Source organism: Pseudoalteromonas sp. SWXJ133, from assembly GCF_015864365.1.
GTDB lineage: Bacteria > Pseudomonadota > Gammaproteobacteria > Enterobacterales > Alteromonadaceae > Pseudoalteromonas > Pseudoalteromonas arctica.
The window spans coordinates 1-21,943 of the sequence record NZ_JADYXJ010000039.1; the positions used below are offsets into that span (position 1 = coordinate 1).

A 21,943-nucleotide genomic window follows, 5' to 3' on the forward strand; every position below is an offset into this window, starting at 1 on the left:
ACTCAGTAGTAAGGTGTAATTCTTTAATAAATTCAGACATAAAAATAGGCCACAACTTCTGTTGTAGCCTATTATGAGCCCTTTGAAAGATCGTTCAATTAGCTTAAACGATCTGCATTAACCAGTGGTCACCCTTTTTCATGCTTTGAATAGGTAAATCTATACCCGTTTATTCATCAAATATGTCGCAAAGCCTATAAATATAATACTGGGTAATACCGCCCCTATAATGGCAGGTATTTGGTAAACCATAACGACAGGGCCAAATATTTCATTAGTTAAGTGAAACACAATCCCCGTTACAACACCCATAATAATGCGTGCGCCCATAGTAACGGTACGCAGCGGGCCAAATATAAACGAGAGCGCCACCAGCAGCATTACCGCAACAGATACTGGCTGCATCAACTTACGCCATAGAGCAAGCTCGTAGGTACTTGTGTCTTGTTCGTTTTGCTCTAAGTAACTTAAATACGACCAAAGCCCAGTAAATGAAAGTGACTCCGGTTTTACCGAAACAACCCCTAACTTTTCAGCGGTCAATTGCGAAGGATAAAACTCTTCTGGTAATTGCTCTGTTGTGGTTTTTTCGCTAGTAATAATAACCTTATTTACGTCACGAAGCAGCCAGCCTTCTTTTCGGCTTAGTGCATCTCTTGCTTTAGTAATTTGGGTAAGCTCTAACGATTTATCAAAGTGGTACATGTGTACCCCGTTGAGCCTGCCGTTTTCATCAACATCTTCAATATTAATAAAATTATTGCCGTCTTTAGCCCATACACCTTTTTGTGTATTAAACACATCGCCGCCATGTATTGCTTGGTTACGCATTTCTTTAGCGTGTAATTGCGCTTCAGGTGCACCCCATTCGCCAAGAGCCATCATGCATACAGCCATAAATATGGCTGTTTTCATCACAGAGCCAATTATTTGTAAGCGCGACATACCGGCGGCTTGCATCACTACCAGCTCACTGTTTGAGGCAAGTGCCCCTAAACCCGTTAAGCCTCCAATTAGCGCAGCCATCGGAAAAAACACCACTAAATCGCCAGGTATTGTGTAAAGCGTGTAAAGCATTGCGGTCATTAAGTCGTAACTGCCGCGCCCTACCGACTTCAACTGGTCGATAAATTTAATTAAGGTGCTAATACCAACAAGTACCAACAATGCAAAGCCAGTAGTTTGTAAAATACTGCGGCCTAAATACCAATCAAGCGTTTTCATCATGAGCCTAACTCCCGCTTAGTTACAACGGCTTTAAGCCAAGCGCCCAGTGGTCGCCCTTTTATAATTAATAACCCACCTATAAACAGGGCACTTAGGTGAATCCACCACAAGCCGATTGAAGGCGGGATTTTGCCATCTTCAACTGCAAATTTAGCGGCATTTAGTAAAATAAAGTAGCCTAAGTACAAGCTAATAGCTGGCACTAGTTTTGCAAATTTACCTTGGCGAGGATTAACCACACTTAGCGGCACTGCCAGTAAGGTAAGTAGTGGGATTGATAACGGAATAGCGAGTCGCCATTGCCATTGAGCAATAGATTCAGGAGTGTTTATAGCCAATAATTGGTTAGTTGGCACAGCCTCTAATTTACGGCGTTGATGCTCTATTTCTTGTTCTCGTATTTGTACGCTGTAACCATCAAATTCTGTTAAATTAAGTGCAGGCGTAGTGCCGTCTGTTTCGTAACGTTTACCGTCTGTTAGTACTAGCTGTTGCTCACCATTTACGGCTTCAACCACAACACCTTGCTGTGCATATACTAAGCGCGCTAGATTGCCTTTTTCGCTATCAGGTAACTGTGCAACAAATACCTTATTAAGCTCTTTGCCGCCTTTTTCAATATTATGGATAAACACCACGGCTTTTTCGTTACCGGTTTCTTGAAACCGCCCAGCTCTTAGTGCAGATAACCCTGCATCGGCTTTGGCTTGTTCTTTCAATTGATACTCTTGCTCGCTTGCCCACGGCGCTATATACATAGTCAATGCAGCGGCTAATATAGCAAGCCCAACGCTTGATATAAGCGTTACGCGCACAACATACCATTCACTTACGCCACAGGCTTTAAGCACGGTCATTTCGCTATCTGCGTAAATACGGCTGTAAGCCAAAATAATGCCTAAAAATATACTCAGCGGAAGTATTAGCGAGGCTAGTTGTGGAAGCTTTAGTGCAATCATCGATAGCACTAATTTAGCAGGAATGCTGCCCTCAGAGGCATCACCTAAAATACCAACTAACTTTTGTGACAAAAATATTGTCATTAAAGTTAAAAATACGGCGACCTGCGATTTTAAAACCTCAGCGGTCAAATAACGGAAAATTAGCAATGCTCGCCCCTGTTAAACATGGAATTTCACTAAGATAGTGAGAATTGAATAGTTAAATAGCTATTTTACCCAATTAATACCGGCAAATAGGCTATTATTATAAGCCATCAAATTTAATTATCCTACCTAAGTGCACGATATAATGTTGCATTAGTAGCCCTTAAGCATATAAAGTTCAATTACACAGTAAGAGTCTAGCAAAATCAGCTAAAATAAGAATTATCCTTACATAAGTTACGTAGATAAGACTAGAAAATACTTTTTTAGCCCCAACTTACTAACTTAAATGACTCAAAATCAGGAGTGACAATGGAATTTAACGTAAAAAGTGGTAGCCCAGAAAAACAGCGCAGCGCATGTATTGTGGTTGGCGTTTACGAGCCACGTAGGTTATCCCCCATTGGTGAACAACTCGATAAAATTAGTGATGGCTATATCTCTAATTTACTTCGCCGTGGCGACTTAGAAGGTAAGCCAGGCCAAGTTTTATTATTGCATCATGTACCCAATGTATTAAGCGAGCGCATATTGCTTGTTGGTTGTGGCAAAGAGCGCGAGCTTGATGATAAGCAATATAAACAAATTATTTCTAAAACTATTAATACCTTAAACGAAACAGGCTCTATGGAAGCAGTCTGCTTTTTAACAGAACAACACGTTAAAGGTCGCGACACTTACTGGAAAGTTCGTCAAGCAGTAGAAACAACGCAAGATTGCTTATATACGTTTAACCAATTAAAAAGTAAAAAAGTAGACCCTCGTCGTCCACTTCGTAAAATGGTGTTTAACGTACCAACACGACGCGAACTAACGATTGGCGAAAGTGCCATTGAGCATGGTTTAGCCATTGCTGCAGGTAGTAAGCTGTGTAAAGACGTGGCCAATATGCCACCAAATATTTGTAACCCAGTGTACTTAGGCGAGCAAGCACAAGAGTTGGCAACTAATTTTGACAACATCACTGTTGATATTATTGGCGAAAAGCAAATGGCAGAACTAGGCATGAATTCTTACCTAGCTGTTGGCCGAGGTAGTGATAACGAATCAATTATGTCGATTATTAACTACAAAGGCGCCGCTGACGACCAAGCCCCTATTGTACTTGTTGGTAAAGGCTTAACGTTTGACTCAGGCGGTATTTCATTAAAACCAGGCGAAGGCATGGACGAAATGAAATACGACATGGGCGGCGCTGCAGGTGTTATTGGCGCAATGCGTGCACTTGCACAAATGCAATTGCCAATTAACGTTATTGGTGTTTTAGCTGGCTGTGAAAACATGCCTGGCTCAAACGCGTATCGCCCGGGTGATATTTTAACAACAATGTCGGGGCAAACAGTTGAAGTGTTAAACACCGACGCTGAAGGTCGTTTAGTATTGTGCGACGCACTAACGTACGTTGAACGTTTTAACCCGGATACGGTTATTGACGTAGCAACACTTACTGGCGCTTGTATTGTAGCCCTTGGCGCGCATGCGACTGGTTTACTATCAAACCATAACCCACTTGCACACGATTTATTAAAAGCGTCTGAGCAAAGTGGCGACCGTGCATGGCAGTTACCGTTATGGGATGACTATCAAGATCAGCTAGAAAGCCCATTTGCTGACTTTACAAACTTAGGTGGACGCTCTGCGGGTACTATTACTGCGGCATGTTTCTTGTCTAAATTTACTAAAAAGTATCATTGGGCGCATTTAGATGTTGCCGGTACAGCGTGGCGCAGTGGCGCTAAAAAAGGCGCAACGGGTCGTCCTGTACCAATGCTTACTCAGTATTTATTAAATAGAGCTGGCGTAAGTGAAGCCGCTCAAGATTAAACACACTGTTTAGCTACTTATAAGGCGCCATTTGGCGCCTTATTTATTTGTGTATTAATTGAAGCAAACCCCGTTATATGGCAAAATCTGCCTCTTAATTTATGTATATCAATTTGGTATACATTCAATGTCATGGGAAACCCCGATACAATGAACATGAACGCTAAATTTTTCGTTCTAAAGCAACAAGATGAGTCTAAAGCGAAGGCTGACGATCATTTTGCTTTGGCTGCTCAAATTGCGGCCGATCAGTATCGAAATGGGCAGCGTGTGTTTATTTGTGTTAACGATAACGAAGCAGCCTGTGCCATTGATGAAATAATTTGGGCATTCGATCCAGATAGTTTTGTGCCACATAATTTACAAGGTGAAGGCCCTAAAGGCGGCGCACCTGTAGAAATTGGTATTACGCCACCTGTTGGCAATCGTAAAGTTTTAATTAACTTGGCTACTCAGTTACCGGATTACATTCGTCGGTTTAACCAAGTTTTTGATTTTGTACCCGTAGAAGCAGCGGCTAAACAAGCAGCCCGCGAGCGTTTTAAAAAGCTACGCCAACTCGGTGCCAATCTCACCACGCAAGATATTAATAGCTAGCCAATCAGGCAAACTAACCAACTAATTTAAGTACTTATTTAAGGTTCTGTGTAATGGATAAAACCTACAATCCGCAAGATATTGAACAGTCTCTATATCAAGACTGGGAACAAAAAGGCTACTTTAAGCCATCTGGCAAAGGCGTACCATATTCAATTATGATCCCGCCGCCAAATGTCACTGGTAGCTTACACATGGGCCACGCCTTCCAAGATACAATAATGGATACCTTGACGCGTTTTAAACGTATGCAAGGTAACAACACATTATGGCAAGTAGGTACTGACCACGCAGGTATTGCAACGCAAATGTTGGTTGAGCGTAAACTGCATGCTGAAGAAGGTAAAACACGCCACGATTTAGGCCGCGAAGATTTTATTAATAAAATCTGGGAATGGAAAAAAGAATCAGGCGGCACTATTACCAAGCAACTTCGTCGCCTTGGCGCATCGGTTGATTGGGATCGTGAACGTTTTACAATGGATGATGGTTTATCTGAAGCCGTTAAAGAAGTGTTTGTACGCCTTCATAAAGAAAACCTAATTTACCGTGGTAAACGCCTAGTAAACTGGGATCCTAAGTTACATACGGCTATTTCTGATCTTGAAGTTGAAAACAAAGACAAAAAAGGCCACATGTGGAACTTACGTTACCCACTAGCTGATGGCGTTACAACACAAGACGGAAAAGACTACATTGTAGTAGCAACAACGCGTCCAGAAACTATGCTTGGCGACTCAGGTGTTGCAGTAAATCCAGATGACGAACGCTACATAGATTTAATCGGTAAAGATATTTTATTACCCATCGTTAATCGTCGTATTAAAATTGTTGCTGACGAACATGCCGATAAAGATAAAGGCACGGGCTGTGTAAAAATAACCCCAGCGCACGACTTTAACGATAACGAAGTGGGTAAACGTCATCAAATGCCGATGATCAACATTTTCGATAAAGACGCCGCTATTTTAACCCAAGGTGAAACATACACCTTTGACGGTAAAGAAATTGAGTTTGATGCGCCAATTCCTGAGCGCTTGCGCGGCCTTGATCGTTTTGCAGCGCGTAAAGCAATTGTGGCAGAATTTGAAGAACTTGGCTTACTTGAAAAAATTGAAGACCATGGTTTAACGGTTCCTTACGGCGATCGCTCTGGTGTTGTAATTGAGCCACTACTTACCGATCAATGGTATGTACGTGTTGCACCACTTGCTGAACCGGCAAAAGACGCTGTTAAAAACGGCGATATTCAATTTGTACCTAAGCAATACGAAAACATGTACTTCTCGTGGATGAACGACGTACAAGATTGGTGTATTTCACGCCAGCTTTGGTGGGGTCATCGTATCCCAGCTTGGTACGACAATGAAGGTAACGTATTTGTTGGTCGCGACGAAGCTGAAGTACGCCGTGAAAACAACATTGCAGATAACGTAACGCTAAGCCAAGACGAAGACGTACTTGATACATGGTTCTCATCAGCGCTTTGGACGTTCTCTACACAAGGTTGGCCAGAAAATACCGATGATTTAAAAACCTTCCACCCGTCTGACGTGTTGGTAACTGGTTTTGATATTATTTTCTTCTGGGTTGCGCGCATGATTATGATGACGCTGCACTTTGTAAAAGACGAAAATGGCAAACCACAAGTTCCGTTTAAAACCGTATATGTAACTGGCTTAATACGTGACGACAATGGCGATAAAATGTCTAAGTCAAAAGGTAACGTACTTGACCCACTAGACATGATTGACGGCATTGAACTTGAAGACCTAGTACAAAAACGTACTGGTAATATGATGCAGCCAAAACTTGCCGCTAAAATCGAAAAAGATACGCGTAAAGTATTTGCAGGCGGTATTGAAGCACACGGCACCGACGCCCTTCGCTTTACCCTTGCTGCAATGGCATCTACCGGTCGTGATATTAACTGGGATATGAACCGCCTTGAAGGTTACCGTAACTTCTGTAACAAATTATGGAACGCGAGCCGTTACGTATTAATGAATACAGAAGAGCAAGACTGTGGTTTTGCAAACGGGGCTCAAACGGAGCTTTCATTAGCTGACCGCTGGATTTTAGGTCAATATGAAGCAACCGTTAAAACCTACACAGAGCATTTAGATAACTACCGTTTTGACTTAGCTGCTAACACACTTTACGAATTCACTTGGAACCAGTTTTGTGATTGGTACTTAGAGCTAACTAAGCCGGTATTATTTAAAGGTAATGAAGCGCAGCAACGTGGTACACGTAATACACTTATTACCGTACTTGAAAGCTTACTGCGTTTAATGCACCCAATGATGCCATACATCACTGAAACTATTTGGCAGCGTGTTGCACCACTTGCAGGCCTTGAAACAGCAAACACCAGCATTATGGTTCAGCCGTTCCCTGTATATAATGAAGCAAGCGTTGATGCTAAAGCAATGGACGACTTAGAGTGGGTTAAACAATTTATTTTAGCTATTCGTAATATTCGTGGTGAAATGGATATTAGTCCAAGTAAACCACTTAGCGTATTACTTGCTAATGCATCGAGCGACGACGTGCGACGCATTGAAGAAAACAAATCATTTTTAGCATCACTTGCAAAAATTGAAGAGTTTACAATGCTTGAAAACAAAGACGATGCACCAGCATGTGCCACGTCTTATGTTGGCAACCTTGAGATCATGATCCCAATGGCGGGCTTAATTGATGTGGAAGCCGAGCTTTCGCGTATTAATAAGCAACTCGAAAAAGCAGAAAAAGGCCTAGCACAAGTGCAAAACAAACTTGCTAACGAAAAGTTTGTAAACAACGCACCTGAAGCGGTACTTGCTAAAGAAAATGCAAAACTGGCTGAATTTAGCGATGCTAAAACTAAGCTACTTGAGCAAAAAACTAAAATAGAAAGCTTATAATTTTAGTTATTATGCCTATTAACACTATTTAATAGGCATTAAAAAAGCCGCTCACTTTAATTAAAGTGAGCGGCTTTTTTGTGCCCTGTGATTAACCACAAGACACTTCTACATTAAAACTTGTAGTTGTACTGAGCACCAACTAGTACTGCGTGACCTTTAGATTCAAAAGCCCACTGACTACCTGAGTCATCAGTTTCTGTAAACGTTTGTGTTTTACCACGGATAATACTCACACCAAGATCAACATTAGAGTTTTGATCAATTGTGTAGTTACCACCAAACGAGAACCAGAAACGGTCTGTATCAGGAATAGAGATTGATAGGTGCGTTTGTGATACCGGCGACTCATCAAATGCAACACCAGCACGAAGTAGTATGTCTTCATTTAACTGGTAATCAGTACCTACTGAGTAGCGCAAAGAATCAGAGAAGTCTTCTGTTTTTTCAAAACCTTGCTCTGGTGGTAAACCAACTTCAGCTTCTAATTTGTCAAAGCTACTCCATCCAGTCCATAGTACGCTGTAGTGTAAACCTAACTTTTCATCTAACTGATGTGAACCAGAAAATTCAGCGATAGCGGGTAGAGTAATATCAACAGAACCTGAGCGCTCAGCGATACCACGTGCAGCGCTTGAATAAGTTCCTTCAAATGTTATATCTGTTTCTGTACGATAATTAAAACCAAAACGGCTATTTTCATCAAGTTGATACATTAGGCCTACATTTAAACCGTAGCCAGTATCATCACCCTCAAGATCAACAACGTTCGTTGAACTTGGAGCGCCAAAAGGGTTTACACCTATTTTTCGAACTATAGTTGCATCAGCATAAATTACATTCAGGCCAACACCAAAACTAAACTGCTCAGTTACTTTATAGGCAACACTTGCATTCATATTAACTGTAAAAATCTCAGTCTCACCCGCAATCTGGCCTGCTGCGTAGTCATCATTAAATTTAGTTGATAAGCCAAAGTTTGAAAACGCACCAAAACCAAGTGAGATTTTATCGTTATAAGGCATAGTAAAGTAAGCTGCTGGTACCACTGCACTTGGTGCAATGCTATCGTCATCTAATGCACTTGGATCGATACCGTTATTAGTGCTTTCGCCTTCTAAGCTTACATCTGGAATTACGCCAATTGCAGCAACACTTAGTTGCTTGTCTTTAAATAAAGTCATTAGTGCAGGGTTACGAGCAACTACAGACGCGTCGTCTGCGATAGAAGCTTCACCAGCGTATGCACGGCCTAAACCCGATGCATTTTGTTCTGATAATTGAAACGCAGCTGCAAAACTATCAGCCGAAACAAATGCGAGCGAAGCTGCAATAAGAGTTTTAGAAAATTTCATTGTTGAGTCCTTAACCAAACTGACTGTCTGGGTACTATGTGTGTTGTTATTAGGATTTAAAACGTGATTACACTACCTTAATTTTTTGTAAAAAACCCTATGAATGCGTCAAAAAACAGTAAAAAACATGTTTTTTAACGACATTTTAACAACTATTTAAAACTCATCGGATGAGAAGTGTGGTATTAGAGTAAAGACTCTAAATGTAATTAATTATCATTTAGATTGACTTGGGGTTAGACGCAACTTACACTTATTATAAAATCGCAAAGGAAGTTAAACTGTGATCATTTTATTTATTATTACAGGGTTAATATTTTGTGGGGCGAGTGTATTTTGCTTTTACAAAGCAAACTACTGTGCATGTACTCAAGCTGGGCAATGCGATAACCCCGTAAACCATTATTGGTTAGGGGCAATGTTAAATGCGTTGATTTCTTTAGCACTTTGTTGTTTTGCATTGCATGTAGAGTTAGGTACTTTGTTATGGCTCACACTGATGGGAAGTTGCTTTTTAGGTGCATTTATTTCTGCAAAACAGACTAAAAAAAGACAATGCAATAAAGCTAGTTCAGCAAGTGCTCTTTTAGCAGGCGAGACAAATTAATCTGATAGTCTAAGGGCTTAACGCTGGCTAGTATTTTAACCTCTTGCGCATTCCCATTTAAGTCTATATCTTTTGGTGTAACCTGATGCTTATGTTTAGCATTATAAAACAACTTAACTTTAGGCTTTATAGGGTTAAGTGTATTACCTTCCAGTACCAGCGCTAAGCGATCATTGGTAAGTTTTACTATTGTTCCGACTGGGTGTACTCCTAAACACTTAATAAAGTGCTGTACAAGTTCAGCATCAAACTGTTGTTTATTAGCTAATAGATATCGCAAAGCGTTAATGGGCTCATCACCATCTTGATGCGGCCTGTCAGCAGTTATTGCATCATACACATCTACAATAGCCATAATACGCGCTGGACGACTTAACTTATCAGATTCTATTCCTCGAGGATAACCCGAACCATCTAATCGCTCATGATGGTTTACTATCATATCGAGCATAAGCGGTGTTATTTTCTTCTCCTCCTTAAGTAAGCCAAACCCTTGTGCGACATGCTTTTTAACTGCTGCAAGCTCATTTTTAGTGAATTTAGTTGGCTTTGAAAATATGCCTTGTGGTAGTTTAGCTTGGCCTAAATCATGAATTAATGCGCCCATAGCAAGCTCTTGCACATCAGCTCGCTCATACCCTAAATATTTAGCAAATACGGCAGTAAAAATGGCGCAGTTGATCATGTGGCGCCAATTATAGCTGTGCTTATCTTTTATACGAGTAAGAATAGTCATAGCACTTGGGTTACGAAAAATAGAATCAACTATTTCACTTACTATTTCATCAAGAGCTCTTATATTTATAGTTAGACCTGAAGTTAAATCACTGTACAACGATTGAAGTTTTCTACCATATTGATCGTAATTTACACTTGCTTTAGCAAATTCTTGTTCAAGCGTTATTACTATAGATGTTTTGGTTGCTTGTTCCTGACTGTTAAATGTTTCATGTTTACTTTGGGACTTATATTTGGAAGGAACCGGCACATCGCCTTTAGCAAAATCTATAAGTAACTCTAATACTCCCTCAGAAATTAGTCGTTTGACAATAGAGCTATCATTAACCATACCACTGGTCTTGATTTTAATGCTATCGATCCCCTCGTGCTGCTTAGTCACGCGATCAACGTACATACCAGGAGTGAGCTCAGACACAGGCAAAGTAATTAGCATAAAGGTGAGGTTTTTTTACAGTTAAGATATATATACCATAAATAGCATTAATTAAGCTTAAAAGTCTAGTTTTTGAGTTATAAGTAGTGATATATAACCAAAAAGGATGGCTAATTATATAATTATTCTGTCGCTATGCAGTTTTTATTTTGGCTCAGAAAAATTGAAATCCAATTTCAATTCCTCACTTGAATACAGATTTTAAGTACTAGAAAAACCATTTAAATATTATTTTTGTTACATTAATCAACCTAATTTAAACATAATATTGTTCTTATCATGTTAATTAACCTAATCTGAACGGAACATTGCTTTTCTTCGGTCTAAATACACACAACAGCTACAAATATTTAAGAGCATTAACGTATATGACAAAACTAAACCACCCTGTATCAAACTTAAGTGTAGCGGCAATAAGCATCGCTTCCCCTATAAGTCATGTACTAAAAATAGCCGCTCCGCTGCTCGATAGCCTATTGGGTATGAATAAACTGCGAGATATTTACCTATCTAATAATTTATCCGGTTTAGATAAACAAGAGTTTAGTGAAAAGCTTTTAAATGTATTGGGTATTAATGTACTTGGCGCACAAGGTGTTATTAACAAAATACCAAAGCAAGGCCCTTGCATAGTGGTATGTAACCACCCTTACGGCATGATTGAGGGCGTAATAATTGCAAAATTGCTCACCCATTATCGTAGCGATACAAAAGTAATGGCTAACGTTGGTTTAAAAATATTTAAAGAAATTAAAGACTATTTTATTTTTGCCAATCCACTAAAACCAAAAGCAGCCATTAATACCAGTGCAATTAAACAGTGTTTTAAACATGTAAATAACGATGGTTTACTTGTGGTTTTCCCCGCTGGCAGAGTGTCATTTTTTCAATCTGAAAAACAGCGTGTAACCGACGGACAATGGAATCGCTTAGCGGCTCAACTAGCTTTAAAAGCACAGGCTCCTTTATTGCCTGTATTTATTAGTGGTCAAAACAGCCCTATGTTTTACAGTTTAGGACGCATTTACTATCGATTTAGATTATTAATGCTAATACGTGAATTACTTAAAATTCAAAAAAGGTCCATTAATTTAGGTGCAGGTAATTTACTTACACCCAAGTTATTAAATAAATTTGAGAAAACTGACGATATTAATGATATTGCACGCCTGCTTTGCTATTTAAACGATGAACGCTTTATAACACCTTGGCAAAACGATAACCAATCAACAAAGCTCAAAGCTATTATGCAGGGTGTTGATAAAACAAAAATGGCGAGTGAACTTGCTAACTTAGCAAACGAGCAGCACTTACTAGAGTTTAAAAGTTACTCCGTTTATTACGGTTATCAAGAGCAAATACCTAATTGTGTTGCTGAAATAACACGCCTTAGAGAAATAACCTTTCGTACATTGAACGAAGGAAGCGGCGAGCCATGTGATACCGATAAGTTTGACGCAACTTACATGCATTTATTTATTTTTGATCATAAAAATGAAGAAATCATTGGTGCTTATCGAATTGGACAAACTGATTTATTACAAAAAGATAGCGATGTAAGCGCCCTTTATTTATCACAAATGTTTAATTTCGAACCCTCTTTTATTAATCAACAACAGCCGTGCTTGGAAATGGGTCGCTCGTTTATAGTTCAAAAACATCAAGGCAGTTACCATGGCTTATTACTGCTATTTAAAGGGATTGGTGCGTTTATGGCGCAAAACCCACGCTATAGGACTTTATATGGCACGGTTTCATTAAGTAAGCTTTATGACCCTCGTTCTGTCGCAATTATTGATCATGCAATGGTTAATAATAAACAAGGTGTTAGCGCCAATACGCCTTTTAATAATAAAGTTCACCCAGAGTTTGAAGACTTCATTAATGATCACACGTTAAACATAGATCATGTATCAACATTGGTTATGGGAATAGAAGAAGATAAAAAAGACATACCAATTTTATTAAAGCAATATCATAAGCTAGGCGCTCAATTTCATTGTATGGGGATTGATAGCAACTTTAATCACACTCCAGGATTGCTTTTAAGTGTGCACCTACCAAGTGCACCTGAAAAGCTACTTAAGCTCTACCTTGGTGACAAAAAAGATGATTATATAAATCACTCATAATTTTTACCTGCTGTATTAATACAGCAGGTAAAATACAGTTAACAAAAAAGTCGATGTAATTAATTGCATCGACTTTTTTGTTTTTAATTATGTAATAGTTATGGCTATAAAAATATTTAGTTAAGCTGCAGCCACTTTTAAACAACTAATGCTGCTAATGAGCTGAGACTGCTTATCAAAATAATTGAAACGTATAGTGTTACCAACTTTAATATGGCTAATACTGACTGTCATTGCATCTTCTCTTTGCATATTTACACCATATTGGCCTTGATCAGCCTTGCTGTAATGAAATGCTAAAAATTGCTCACTTGCAGGATATCTTAAATCAATAAGTTGCTTAAATTGTTGTTTACGCTTTTGTGTAACAGTTTCTAGCTCAACGCCAGATGACGTTGCAAGCGATTCAACTTGGCAATCGATTAATTGTTTTGTGTCCCACCGCACAAAAGCGATGTGACTATTATTTAGCGATAATTTATCCGGAAAAATACATAATTTAAAAGGCGCATAACCCGATAAATCCATATTTTGTAGTTGAGACAATGCAGGGATTTTACTACTTAGTAAATGCGGGATTAAAAGGCCTCTACTATGCTTTACGGCAGTTATATCAAATACACTTTGATAATCGTTTAATAAAGCTAATGTTTGCCCCCAATGCGATACACCAAGCCAAGTTCCCCCCCCTTGCGGATCGATAGGATAAATTGCGTTACCTGTGTGCTTACTCGGGGCGATTGCCATCTCTCGCGTTTTTTGCTCATCACGATTAAAAAACAACTCGTAGCCATCATCAGTTAAGAAGTAACTTAAAGTGCACATATTAACTTCGCAATGATTTTGATTGGCTTTGTTGGCTTTTTTCTCTCAAAAAAGTGGCTGTACTTGGTGCTAACCCAAAATTCTGGTCGAATGATGCTTTTTGTGCAAAGGTAATTTGTGAAATCATTGCATAGTGATGTACTGCATGGCTTCCTACAAATATAAGCTCTCGTGCTAATGAAGTTGTTACAGTTTGTACATTTTTACTTTTAATTGAAACTTCGCTTGAAAGTAATAGCTGTTTATTAAAATCATCTGTACTTAGCTGTTCAATCCACGATGCTATTTCGGCGATTTTTTTTATAGCTTCGCAGGGGTTACTTTCAATATTACTGCCGCGTAGGCGACTATCGTAATCAATATTGTTTATACCAAAGCCCGTCATTAAAGATTGGTAATGATCGATAATGTGGCGCATATGCGACCCAGCTGAACTAATAAAATTAGGAGCAACGATTTGCGAATAATCCTCTTTAGTTACACTTTCAAGATAAGCATGTCCTTGAGCGAGTATTTCTAACTGACTATTTAACATTGAATCGGTTTTCCTCATTTATAATTTTGTCGTATATTCATACATAACGTTAGATAACATTTTGAATAATGCAATTTTGCATTGTATAAATAACTAGAAAGCTGTTTTTAAAATTAACTTTCAAAGTTTATGCAGCAAATGCATTTTTAAATACAAAAGTAATTAATGAGAAGCTCGGTAACACAGAGGGGAATATTAGTACATGTAAAAGCAAATGGCGCTCTCGGTAGGGATCGAACCTACAACTCAGCCTCCGGAGGGCCACGTGATATCCATTTCACCACGAGAGCACATTTGTTGCCGCCGCACCAACTCGCGATATCAGTGCTTTAGCACAGGCAATGATAAAGATATATTTTAGTAAATACCAGTAACATTGGCTTGTATGCTCGTTAATTAAGCTATTTCAAATAAAACACTTCACAATAGCTCAAAAACACGCTATTTATTCATATTAAGAAGAAAACAGCGACTATTTATAAACATTACAACTATGGTTGTCGCTGTGTAGATTGATTTAATACGAGGAAATAACGATGAATTTAATGTCTACTGAGCAAGTTGCTGAGTTTTTAGGTGTAAAAGTAGAGCGTGTAAAACGTCTCTCTAGAGAAAGTTTATTAATTGCTAAATCAGAAGATGAAAATGGTGAACCACAATTTGATACAGCCGAAGTAACAAAATACAAAGAGCTCGCCGAGCGCTTTGGTGGTCTTTAACTTCTACAAAAAGTATTATTAACGAGTTTAGTTAGCTGCGCACGTAACATTACAGATTTATTAGTTATGCTGCGCTCTTCATACCAGCCAATACATAACACTAAAAAAAACACCTTATAATAATTCAACTTATCCATTGAAAGATTAAGCTTGCTTGTTTTATCGATGCTATTTTTATAGTTATTTAACAACGCTTTTTCACTGCTCTCATTAAGATTAAAGCTCACTGCAAGGGCTGCCAAATCAAAATACACATCGTTAGTTTGTGCGTATTCAAAATCAATTAAATACATGCCTGAAGCATTCACAATAATGTTGTCTTTTACTAAATCGTTATGACAAAAGCCTTCATTAAATTGCATTGCTGCAACCGCTTTTAATGCTTGCTCTATTTGAGGTTTATAGCGAGTATACACATCAGTGCTTTGGTAAAAATTCAGCTCTTTAGCTATATCCATTCGTGCGGTGGACACATTGTAATTGTGAACTTGAGCAAGTTTATTAATAAAGCTAAGCGTTATATCCAATTGCGCGCTCTTGCCTTCAATATAATTAAATACCGCACGACAATTTTCTTTATCAAGCCAAATAGGCTCAGGACATATATTAAAGTCACTTAAAAAGCGCTGCGCTTCAAGGCCGTCACTTGGCCAATGGCTTTTATAACACTTTAACAAATACCCTTGTTGCTCGGTACGTATTAAAAAATTATCGTTACTAAAGCCATTAAGTAATCGCTCGCTTGAAACAATGCTTGTAGGCTCTATAAACGCACTACACATTTTTATTAACTGAGTATATGCAATCATTGATTAAAGCTGTGCTAGAGGCTTAGCTTGGCTTTGTTCGTACTCTTCGTACCAGGTTTTAAAGCCCCACGCTGCCATAATGGTATAAAATATAAAGAGTGCTAGCGTTGGGTAATAGCCTTTTTCGTAATATAAATACATAGAAGCGGCATCTATTACAATCCAGTACAACCAGTTTTCGAGGACTTTTTTAGCCACTAAGTAAGTAGTTACTACGGCAAAACACGTTGTAAAGCTATCAAGATAAGCAAAATCGGCATGAGTATAGTTTTGCATAACGTAACCAATCGATATTGCAGCTACGGTTGTTAAACTAATTAAAACAGCATGACTGTTTATTGACCACGATGTAATATTTAAATTCGCAGCTTTGCCTTTACGCCATACAACCCACCCAAATACAGCCATGTACATATAATAAAAGTTAAGTAACGACTCCATAAGTAATGCGCCATTCCAGTACATTATTGTATAAATGAGCGTGCTAAAAAATGCCGCAGGCCAACACCATAAGCTTTCTTTTATTGCTAATAATAAATAAGCCATCGACAACCCTACCGCAATATATTCCCAATGCGACATTGCTGTAAAACCACTTAAGGTTTGTGTTAAAAAGTCCATATTATGCAGTTACCGTTTAGTTGTGCCGATTGTTATAGCTTATTCAGGCGATAAGTCGCCAGAGAGAAACTTACATACAAAAATAGCTTTACCAAATTCTTCATATGAACGTTTAATTTCGGTATTTAACACCTGCATTACTAAATCGTAATCACCAAAAATTTGTGTTGATAACGTGTTAGTAATCACTTTTAAATCATCGTATTCGTTTAATCTGTCAATAAAGCCTTGAATAAACGGGATATAATCTTGGTGAAGTGGGTATTTACTGATCTCTACTGATAATTTCATTTTTGACTCTTTATTTTAATTACCGATTACAACAAGTCATTCAATGCTAGAGCCGTTATTAAATACAGTGTAAAATCGCTGCAATACTCAATTGAAATGAGCTTAATATGGCACGTAGAATAACCTACAAATATAAAAACGAACCGCGCGAGATTAATTTCGCTAAAGATAAATACCACGACATGTATCGAGCAATTGCTGCCGCCGAAGGTATTGATCTGACTAATTACTTAAGCATGGTACAGCAAATAGAAATGACCTCAAAAGGCTCTGCTTCTGTTCGTAACTTTCGCGACCAAGAATTTGCCCGTATGGGCTTTAGCGATATTTACTTTATAAAAGAGTAAATATAGCTGTATTAACGCTGATACTCATAACTTACGCGCGGTGTAATATTACATAATAGCTCGTAAGGGATAGTATCAGCGCATAATGCTATTTCTTCAACTGGTAGCTCAGGGCCCCACATAGTGACTCTGTCGCCCACTTTAATATTATGCTCATTAGCGCCTATATCTACGCTAATCATATCCATAGCAACACTACCTACAATACCATAACGTTGCTTGCCAATTACAACTGGCGTGCCCTCTTTAGCGTGCCGAGGATAACCATCGCCATAACCCATAGCCACAACAGCTAACTTGGTTGGTTTATCGCTTTTCCAACGACCGCCATACCCTACCGCCTCATTGGCTGGTACATTACGCACTGCAATTACGCGCGTAGTTAAGCGCATAACTGGTTTTAATTTGTGTTGTTGCCCAATACTATTTGCCATTGGCGATACGCCATATAGCATAAGCCCAGGGCGCACCCAATCACCATGACCGCTCGGCCATGCAATAATACCAGCAGAATTTGATAAACAATGTGCTTGGTCAATGCCATTCACTAAGTTATCAAATAACGTGATTTGTTGAACCGTTTTGGCATTATCAACATCATCAGCACACGAAAAGTGTGTCATTAAATTAACGGTATTTTTGGCGTTAGGTGTTTTTTGTAAGCGGTTATAAAACTCTTCAAACTGCTCTGGCGCAATACCTAGTCGATGCATACCTGTATTTACTTTTAACCAGCATGTTATTGGCGCATCGAGCTTTGCTTTTTCAAGCGCGGCTAATTGGTATTCATCATGAATAATAGTTTGAAAGTTATTAGCGAGTAAAATAGGTAAGTCGGCTTTGTTAAAAAAGCCTTCTAGTAAAACTATTGGCTTTGTTAAGCCCCCAGCTCGAAGGGCAAGCCCTTCATCTATACGCGCCACAGCAAATGCGTCAGCATTATTTAAATGCTGCGCAATCGTTACTAAACCATGCCCGTAAGCATTTGCTTTTAGCACCGCCATTACTTTGCTGTTAGGTGCAAAGCACTTAACTTGCGCTAAATTATGCGCAAGTGCAGCTAAATTAATTTCAGCAGTGGCTAAGCGCATTAGTAATCGTCATCTACCGCTGGTCCCGCGTAATTATCAAAGCGAGAAAATTGACCTTGGAATGTTAAACGCACTTTACCAATTGGGCCGTTACGTTGTTTACCTATGATAATTTCGGCAATACCTTTGTCAGTACTGTCTTCGTTATAAACTTCATCACGGTAAATAAACATGATTAAATCGGCATCCTGCTCTATCGATCCCGACTCACGTAAATCTGAGTTAATTGGGCGTTTATCGGCACGTTGCTCTAGCGTACGGTTTAGCTGCGAAAGCGCAACAACCGGACATTTTAGCTCTTTTGCTAGTGCTTTAAGTGAACGTGAAATTTCAGCAATTTCGAGCGTTCGGTTATCAGCAAGGCTTGGTACACGCATTAACTGCAAATAATCGACCATGATCATACTAATGCCACCGTGGTCGCGGGCTATACGCCTTGCACGTGAACGCACATCGGTAGGTGTTAAGCCCGATGCATCATCAACGTACATTTTACCCTTTTCCATCAACAAGCCCATTGTTGATGAAAGTCGTGCCCAATCGTCATCATCTAACTGACCAGTACGTACCTTAGTTTGGTTAATACGGCCAAGAGACGCTAGCATCCTCATCATAATTTGTTCTGAAGGCATCTCTAGAGAGTAAATTAATACTGGTTTGTCTTGAGTCATTGCAGCATGTTCTGCAAGGTTCATCGCAAAAGTGGTTTTACCCATAGATGGACGCGCTGCAACAATAATTAAGTCAGAAGGTTGCAGGCCTGTCGTCATTTTATCAAGATCGGCATAACCTGTACTCACACCCGTTACACCATCTTGTGGTGATTGATAAAGCTCTTCTATTTTATCAACGGTTTTTTCAAGGATGCTATGAATGCTTTGCGGGCCTTCATTATTTTTTGTTCGTTGCTCTGCTATTTTAAACACTTTGCTTTCGGCAAAATCGAGCAAGTCGTGACTGGTACGCCCTTCGGTGTTAAAACCTGCTTCTGCAATTTCGTTCGCTACGCCAATCATTTCACGTACAACAGCACGTTCGCGTACAATACTTGCGTAAGCGTCAATGTTAGCAGCACTTGGCGTGTTTTTAGCTATTTCTGCTAAATAAGCAAAGCCACCAATTCCTGCCAGTTTATTATTTTTTTCTAAACTTTCAGAAATAGTGATTAAATCTATCGGATCGCCAATCTCAGCAAGTGCCGTCATCGCCTCAAAAATTAACTTGTGCGTGCGGGTATAAAAATCCTGTGATACAACAAGCTCCGCTACGCGGTCAAAAGCTTGGTTATCAAGCATTAAGCCACCTAAAACAGATTGTTCAGCTTCTATTGAATGGGGAGGAACTTTAAGTGTATCGACTTGCTTATCTGGTTTGGCCATAACTTCACAGTAGTAAAATTGAATGGCTCTATTCTATCGACTTGAAGGGGCTGTGCAAATAGAAAAGCAGGAAATCTTTTCCTGCTTTTTGTAATCGTGAAGGTGAATGAGCGTTATTTAATACGAAGCTCTATGCGTCCACTAATTGTATCCATTTCAACATTAGCATTACCGCCATTAATGCTAAATTCTAAATCACTGGCTGGGCCGTATTTAGCTTTACTGACTTTATCGCTAGTAACTTTATTAATGATTTTGCCATTAGCGTGCGCTTTAATTTCAAAATTTGCAGATATGCTGTCAGGAAAGTAAAAATCACCATCGCCACTTACCGATTCAAAACGTACATCACCGCCTTTTAAAAGCTCTTTAATATGTACTTCGGCTTCGCCATTCACCGTGTTAATACGTAAGTTTTTAATTGACGATAGCGTAAAATCTATATCACCATTTACATTTTCAAGGCGCACATCATTGGCGCTTGAGGTTGATTTAATATCGCCATTAACAGCACTAAAACGTAGTTCACCACTTGATTCTCTATCGTTAATTTCGCCATTTACGGTTTCAAATTGAATATTACCACTTAGGTTTTCTGCATTTACATCACCATTTACGGTGGTGAGCTTAATGTTGCCAGTAATATCATCTACCGTAATTTCGCCATTAACCACATCAACTTCAGCGCCATTTTTTAGCTCTTTCGCAGTCACCGATACATTAACGCCAGCAAACTCTAAACTACTGCTTTTAGGCATAAATATGGTTAGGCTTGAGCCATCGCCATTATTACTCCAATTTGATTTACGTGGCATTTTTACAATAAACTGAGTTTTATCGCCATTTGTTTTAAGCTCATAACCCTCGGCTTTGTCATCAAGCTCGCCAGATACTTTAAATTCGTTTTTATCCCAGCCTGTAATATGTATATCACCGCGTTGGTTTTCAATAAAAATAGTGCCGCCACTTGGTACGTCTATTTGCTTATCTATTTTTTCACCCGCTAATACCGCCAACGGAAATAAGCTCAGTCCTAATAAAATCGCTTTCATGTCGTACTCCTAAATGTGCTGCCAACGTGGCGCGTGCACCTTGTTAATTAAATCAAGTTGTTGTTGATATATTTGCGCTAACATTGTTAGTAGCGCTTGGTTTTGTGGCTCATTTTCAAGAACTTGCTTTATTGCTTGCTCTGCGTTTTCAAGCTCTTGTAGCTGCGTTTGCCAGTTAGTGGTCAATGCTTCTTTATTTTCATATTCAACCAATAAACTGTTTTTTTGAGCCGAAAAATAATCACTTATAGCCACTACGGGTTGCGGCTCGGGCGCTATAACAAATAGATTTACAGCAATTAAAGCCGCTAATGTGCAGGCAGCTATCGCTGTTAGTTTTGGCCAAATAGCAGAGCCTTTTAGGTCCTGCTTATTACTAACCATTGCTCGCTCAATTCCCGCCCACAGGTCTTTTTGTGGCGTAATGTCTTTATCAAGCGTGTTTAATGACTCATTTAAATAGTCGTCAAAATTTGGTTTATTCATTTTCATACCACTCTTGTAGTAGCTGCCTAGCACGATGATATTGCGATTTACTTGAACCAACAGCCATACCTAATTGCTCGGCTATTTCCTCGTGCCTGTAACCTTCGATTGCAAACAACACAAACACCATACGTGCGCGCTCAGGAAGCCTTACTATTAATTTATCGAGACCATTTAAGCCTTTGCAGTCATTAGCTGATTGCTCATCCATACCGCAGTGTTCAATGATCACTACTTTTTGCAGCCAATTTTTTTGCTTGCGTAAGTAGTTAATCGCAACATTACTGGCAACGCTGTAGAGCCAAGTAGAAAACTGCGAGCGACCGTCAAATTGCGCTATTTTACGCCATACCTGTACAAACACTTCTTGGGCTGCATCTTCAGCATGCGCTTGGTCCGCTAATAAGCGTAAACATAAACCGTAGACTCGTTTTATATGTAACTCATAAAGCGTTGTGTATGCGCCTTGATCACCTGATTTAACACGCTCAATGAGTTTAGCTTCGCATAAAGGCGTTTGTTCGGGTTTAACGTGTAACATCCGTGATGTCGCCTTTTAATTATTATTATTGAGTTAGTGTATTGATAAGTTAGACGTAATAACAGTTCGAAAAGGTTTAAAGGGAATGAAAAAATAATTGAATAAAAAAGGGGCTTGTACGAGGTTGTATTTAACAGTGCCCTTAACTAATTAAAGTTAGCCAAATTACAGACACAAAAAAGCCGTGCTAATAGCATAATGCAGATCGTTTAAGCTAATTGAACGATCTTTCAAAGGGCTCATAATAGGCTACAACAGAAGTTGTGGCCTATTTTTATGTCTGAATTTATTAAAGAATTACACCTTACTACTGAGT

The 21,943-nt window shown here is 39.1% G+C and carries 21 protein-coding genes and 1 tRNA gene; 7 read left to right on the plus strand and 15 right to left on the minus strand.

What is annotated here, in order from left to right; translation table 11 throughout:
* Positions 1 to 159: 159 nt before the first annotated feature.
* Both lptG and lptF read right to left on the minus strand, forming a co-directional pair.
* Complete coding sequence (gene lptG / locus I6F40_RS19085) at positions 160 to 1,227, minus strand: LPS export ABC transporter permease LptG (RefSeq protein WP_007587278.1); 1,068 nt, start codon at positions 1,225 to 1,227, stop codon at positions 160 to 162.
* Entirely contained in the window at positions 1,224 to 2,336 is a 1,113-nt protein-coding gene (gene lptF, locus I6F40_RS19090; RefSeq protein WP_007587281.1) for an LPS export ABC transporter permease LptF, read from the minus strand. Before lptF ends, lptG begins: the two co-directional genes overlap by 4 nt.
* A gap of 309 nt (positions 2,337 to 2,645) precedes the next feature.
* Between lptF and pepA the strand changes: the two genes are divergently transcribed.
* The 3 genes from pepA (at position 2,646) to I6F40_RS19105 (ending at position 7,663) form a co-directional block, all read left to right on the plus strand.
* The gene (gene pepA / locus I6F40_RS19095) at positions 2,646 to 4,157 is read left to right on the plus strand and encodes a leucyl aminopeptidase (protein WP_007587283.1); all 1,512 of its coding nucleotides are present in this window, start codon (positions 2,646 to 2,648) and stop codon (positions 4,155 to 4,157) included.
* Between the two features lie 150 nt (positions 4,158 to 4,307).
* Positions 4,308 to 4,754 carry a DNA polymerase III subunit chi gene (locus I6F40_RS19100; RefSeq protein ID WP_007587285.1) on the plus strand — a complete coding sequence of 149 codons (447 nt, stop codon included), beginning with the start codon at positions 4,308 to 4,310 and terminating at the stop codon, positions 4,752 to 4,754.
* Positions 4,755 to 4,807: 53 nt separating this feature from the next.
* Entirely contained in the window at positions 4,808 to 7,663 is a 2,856-nt protein-coding gene (locus I6F40_RS19105) for a valine--tRNA ligase (protein WP_197193321.1), read from the plus strand.
* A 113-nt stretch (positions 7,664 to 7,776) separates the two neighbouring features.
* Here the strand turns inward: I6F40_RS19105 and I6F40_RS19110 are convergent, their stop codons facing one another.
* On the minus strand, positions 7,777 to 9,018 hold the full coding sequence (locus I6F40_RS19110) for an OmpP1/FadL family transporter (RefSeq protein WP_166379599.1): 1,242 nt from the start codon (positions 9,016 to 9,018) through the stop codon (positions 7,777 to 7,779).
* 283 nt (positions 9,019 to 9,301) lie between these two features.
* Between I6F40_RS19110 and I6F40_RS19800 the strand changes: the two genes are divergently transcribed.
* Positions 9,302 to 9,625: a hypothetical protein gene (locus tag I6F40_RS19800; RefSeq protein WP_166379601.1), complete on the plus strand. Its 324-nt coding sequence runs from the start codon at positions 9,302 to 9,304 to the stop codon at positions 9,623 to 9,625.
* Here I6F40_RS19800 and I6F40_RS19115 read toward each other — a convergent pair.
* Entirely contained in the window at positions 9,585 to 10,799 is a 1,215-nt protein-coding gene (locus tag I6F40_RS19115) for an HD-GYP domain-containing protein (protein WP_166379603.1), read from the minus strand. The two genes, I6F40_RS19800 and I6F40_RS19115, sit on opposite strands and share 41 nt — an antisense overlap.
* Before the next feature lie 368 nt (positions 10,800 to 11,167).
* Here I6F40_RS19115 and I6F40_RS19120 point away from each other — a divergent pair, with 368 nt between their 5' ends.
* Positions 11,168 to 12,931, plus strand: coding sequence for a lysophospholipid acyltransferase family protein (locus tag I6F40_RS19120; RefSeq protein ID WP_166379605.1), 1,764 nt, complete (start codon positions 11,168 to 11,170; stop codon positions 12,929 to 12,931).
* A gap of 120 nt (positions 12,932 to 13,051) precedes the next feature.
* On the opposite strand, the gene I6F40_RS19125 is transcribed toward I6F40_RS19120, so the two are convergent.
* The 3 genes from I6F40_RS19125 to I6F40_RS19135 form a co-directional block, all read right to left on the minus strand.
* Positions 13,052 to 13,756, minus strand: coding sequence for an NRDE family protein (locus tag I6F40_RS19125; protein WP_166379607.1), 705 nt, complete (start codon positions 13,754 to 13,756; stop codon positions 13,052 to 13,054).
* 1 nt (position 13,757) lies between these two features.
* Entirely contained in the window at positions 13,758 to 14,291 is a 534-nt protein-coding gene (locus tag I6F40_RS19130) for a hypothetical protein (RefSeq protein WP_166379609.1), read from the minus strand.
* A gap of 215 nt (positions 14,292 to 14,506) precedes the next feature.
* Positions 14,507 to 14,581, minus strand: a tRNA-Arg gene (locus I6F40_RS19135).
* A 246-nt stretch (positions 14,582 to 14,827) separates the two neighbouring features.
* Between I6F40_RS19135 and I6F40_RS19140 the strand changes: the two genes are divergently transcribed.
* Positions 14,828 to 15,010 (plus strand): helix-turn-helix domain-containing protein, encoded by a 183-nt coding sequence (locus I6F40_RS19140; protein WP_166379611.1) that lies wholly within the window; start codon positions 14,828 to 14,830, stop codon positions 15,008 to 15,010.
* Here I6F40_RS19140 and I6F40_RS19145 read toward each other — a convergent pair.
* From I6F40_RS19145 to I6F40_RS19155, 3 genes are read right to left on the minus strand one after another with little or no spacing between them, the layout of a single operon-like run.
* Positions 15,007 to 15,819, minus strand: a complete 813-nt coding sequence (locus tag I6F40_RS19145; protein WP_166379613.1) for a phosphotransferase — start codon at positions 15,817 to 15,819, stop codon at positions 15,007 to 15,009. The two genes, I6F40_RS19140 and I6F40_RS19145, sit on opposite strands and share 4 nt — an antisense overlap.
* 3 nt (positions 15,820 to 15,822) lie before the next feature.
* Positions 15,823 to 16,440 (minus strand): nicotinamide riboside transporter PnuC, encoded by a 618-nt coding sequence (pnuC, locus tag I6F40_RS19150; protein ID WP_166379615.1) that lies wholly within the window; start codon positions 16,438 to 16,440, stop codon positions 15,823 to 15,825.
* Positions 16,441 to 16,479: 39 nt separating this feature from the next.
* Positions 16,480 to 16,731, minus strand: coding sequence for a hypothetical protein (locus I6F40_RS19155; RefSeq protein WP_007587304.1), 252 nt, complete (start codon positions 16,729 to 16,731; stop codon positions 16,480 to 16,482).
* 107 nt (positions 16,732 to 16,838) lie between these two features.
* Here I6F40_RS19155 and I6F40_RS19160 point away from each other — a divergent pair, with 107 nt between their 5' ends.
* Positions 16,839 to 17,078 carry a DUF2960 domain-containing protein gene (locus I6F40_RS19160; protein ID WP_166379617.1) on the plus strand — a complete coding sequence of 80 codons (240 nt, stop codon included), beginning with the start codon at positions 16,839 to 16,841 and terminating at the stop codon, positions 17,076 to 17,078.
* A gap of 11 nt (positions 17,079 to 17,089) precedes the next feature.
* Here I6F40_RS19160 and alr read toward each other — a convergent pair whose 3' ends face one another.
* The 5 genes from alr to I6F40_RS19185 form a co-directional block, all read right to left on the minus strand.
* Positions 17,090 to 18,169 carry an alanine racemase gene (alr, locus tag I6F40_RS19165; RefSeq protein ID WP_121954287.1) on the minus strand — a complete coding sequence of 360 codons (1,080 nt, stop codon included), beginning with the start codon at positions 18,167 to 18,169 and terminating at the stop codon, positions 17,090 to 17,092.
* Complete coding sequence (gene dnaB / locus I6F40_RS19170) at positions 18,169 to 19,548, minus strand: replicative DNA helicase (RefSeq protein WP_007587308.1); 1,380 nt, start codon at positions 19,546 to 19,548, stop codon at positions 18,169 to 18,171. Before dnaB ends, alr begins: the two co-directional genes overlap by 1 nt.
* A gap of 113 nt (positions 19,549 to 19,661) precedes the next feature.
* The gene (locus I6F40_RS19175) at positions 19,662 to 20,600 is read right to left on the minus strand and encodes a DUF4097 family beta strand repeat-containing protein (RefSeq protein WP_166379619.1); all 939 of its coding nucleotides are present in this window, start codon (positions 20,598 to 20,600) and stop codon (positions 19,662 to 19,664) included.
* Positions 20,601 to 20,609: 9 nt separating this feature from the next.
* On the minus strand, positions 20,610 to 21,092 hold the full coding sequence (locus tag I6F40_RS19180) for a hypothetical protein (RefSeq protein ID WP_166379621.1): 483 nt from the start codon (positions 21,090 to 21,092) through the stop codon (positions 20,610 to 20,612).
* On the minus strand, positions 21,079 to 21,627 hold the full coding sequence (locus tag I6F40_RS19185; RefSeq protein ID WP_166379623.1) for an RNA polymerase sigma factor: 549 nt from the start codon (positions 21,625 to 21,627) through the stop codon (positions 21,079 to 21,081). The genes I6F40_RS19180 and I6F40_RS19185 overlap by 14 nt, the downstream gene beginning before the upstream one ends.
* Between the last annotated feature and the right edge of the window lie 316 nt (positions 21,628 to 21,943).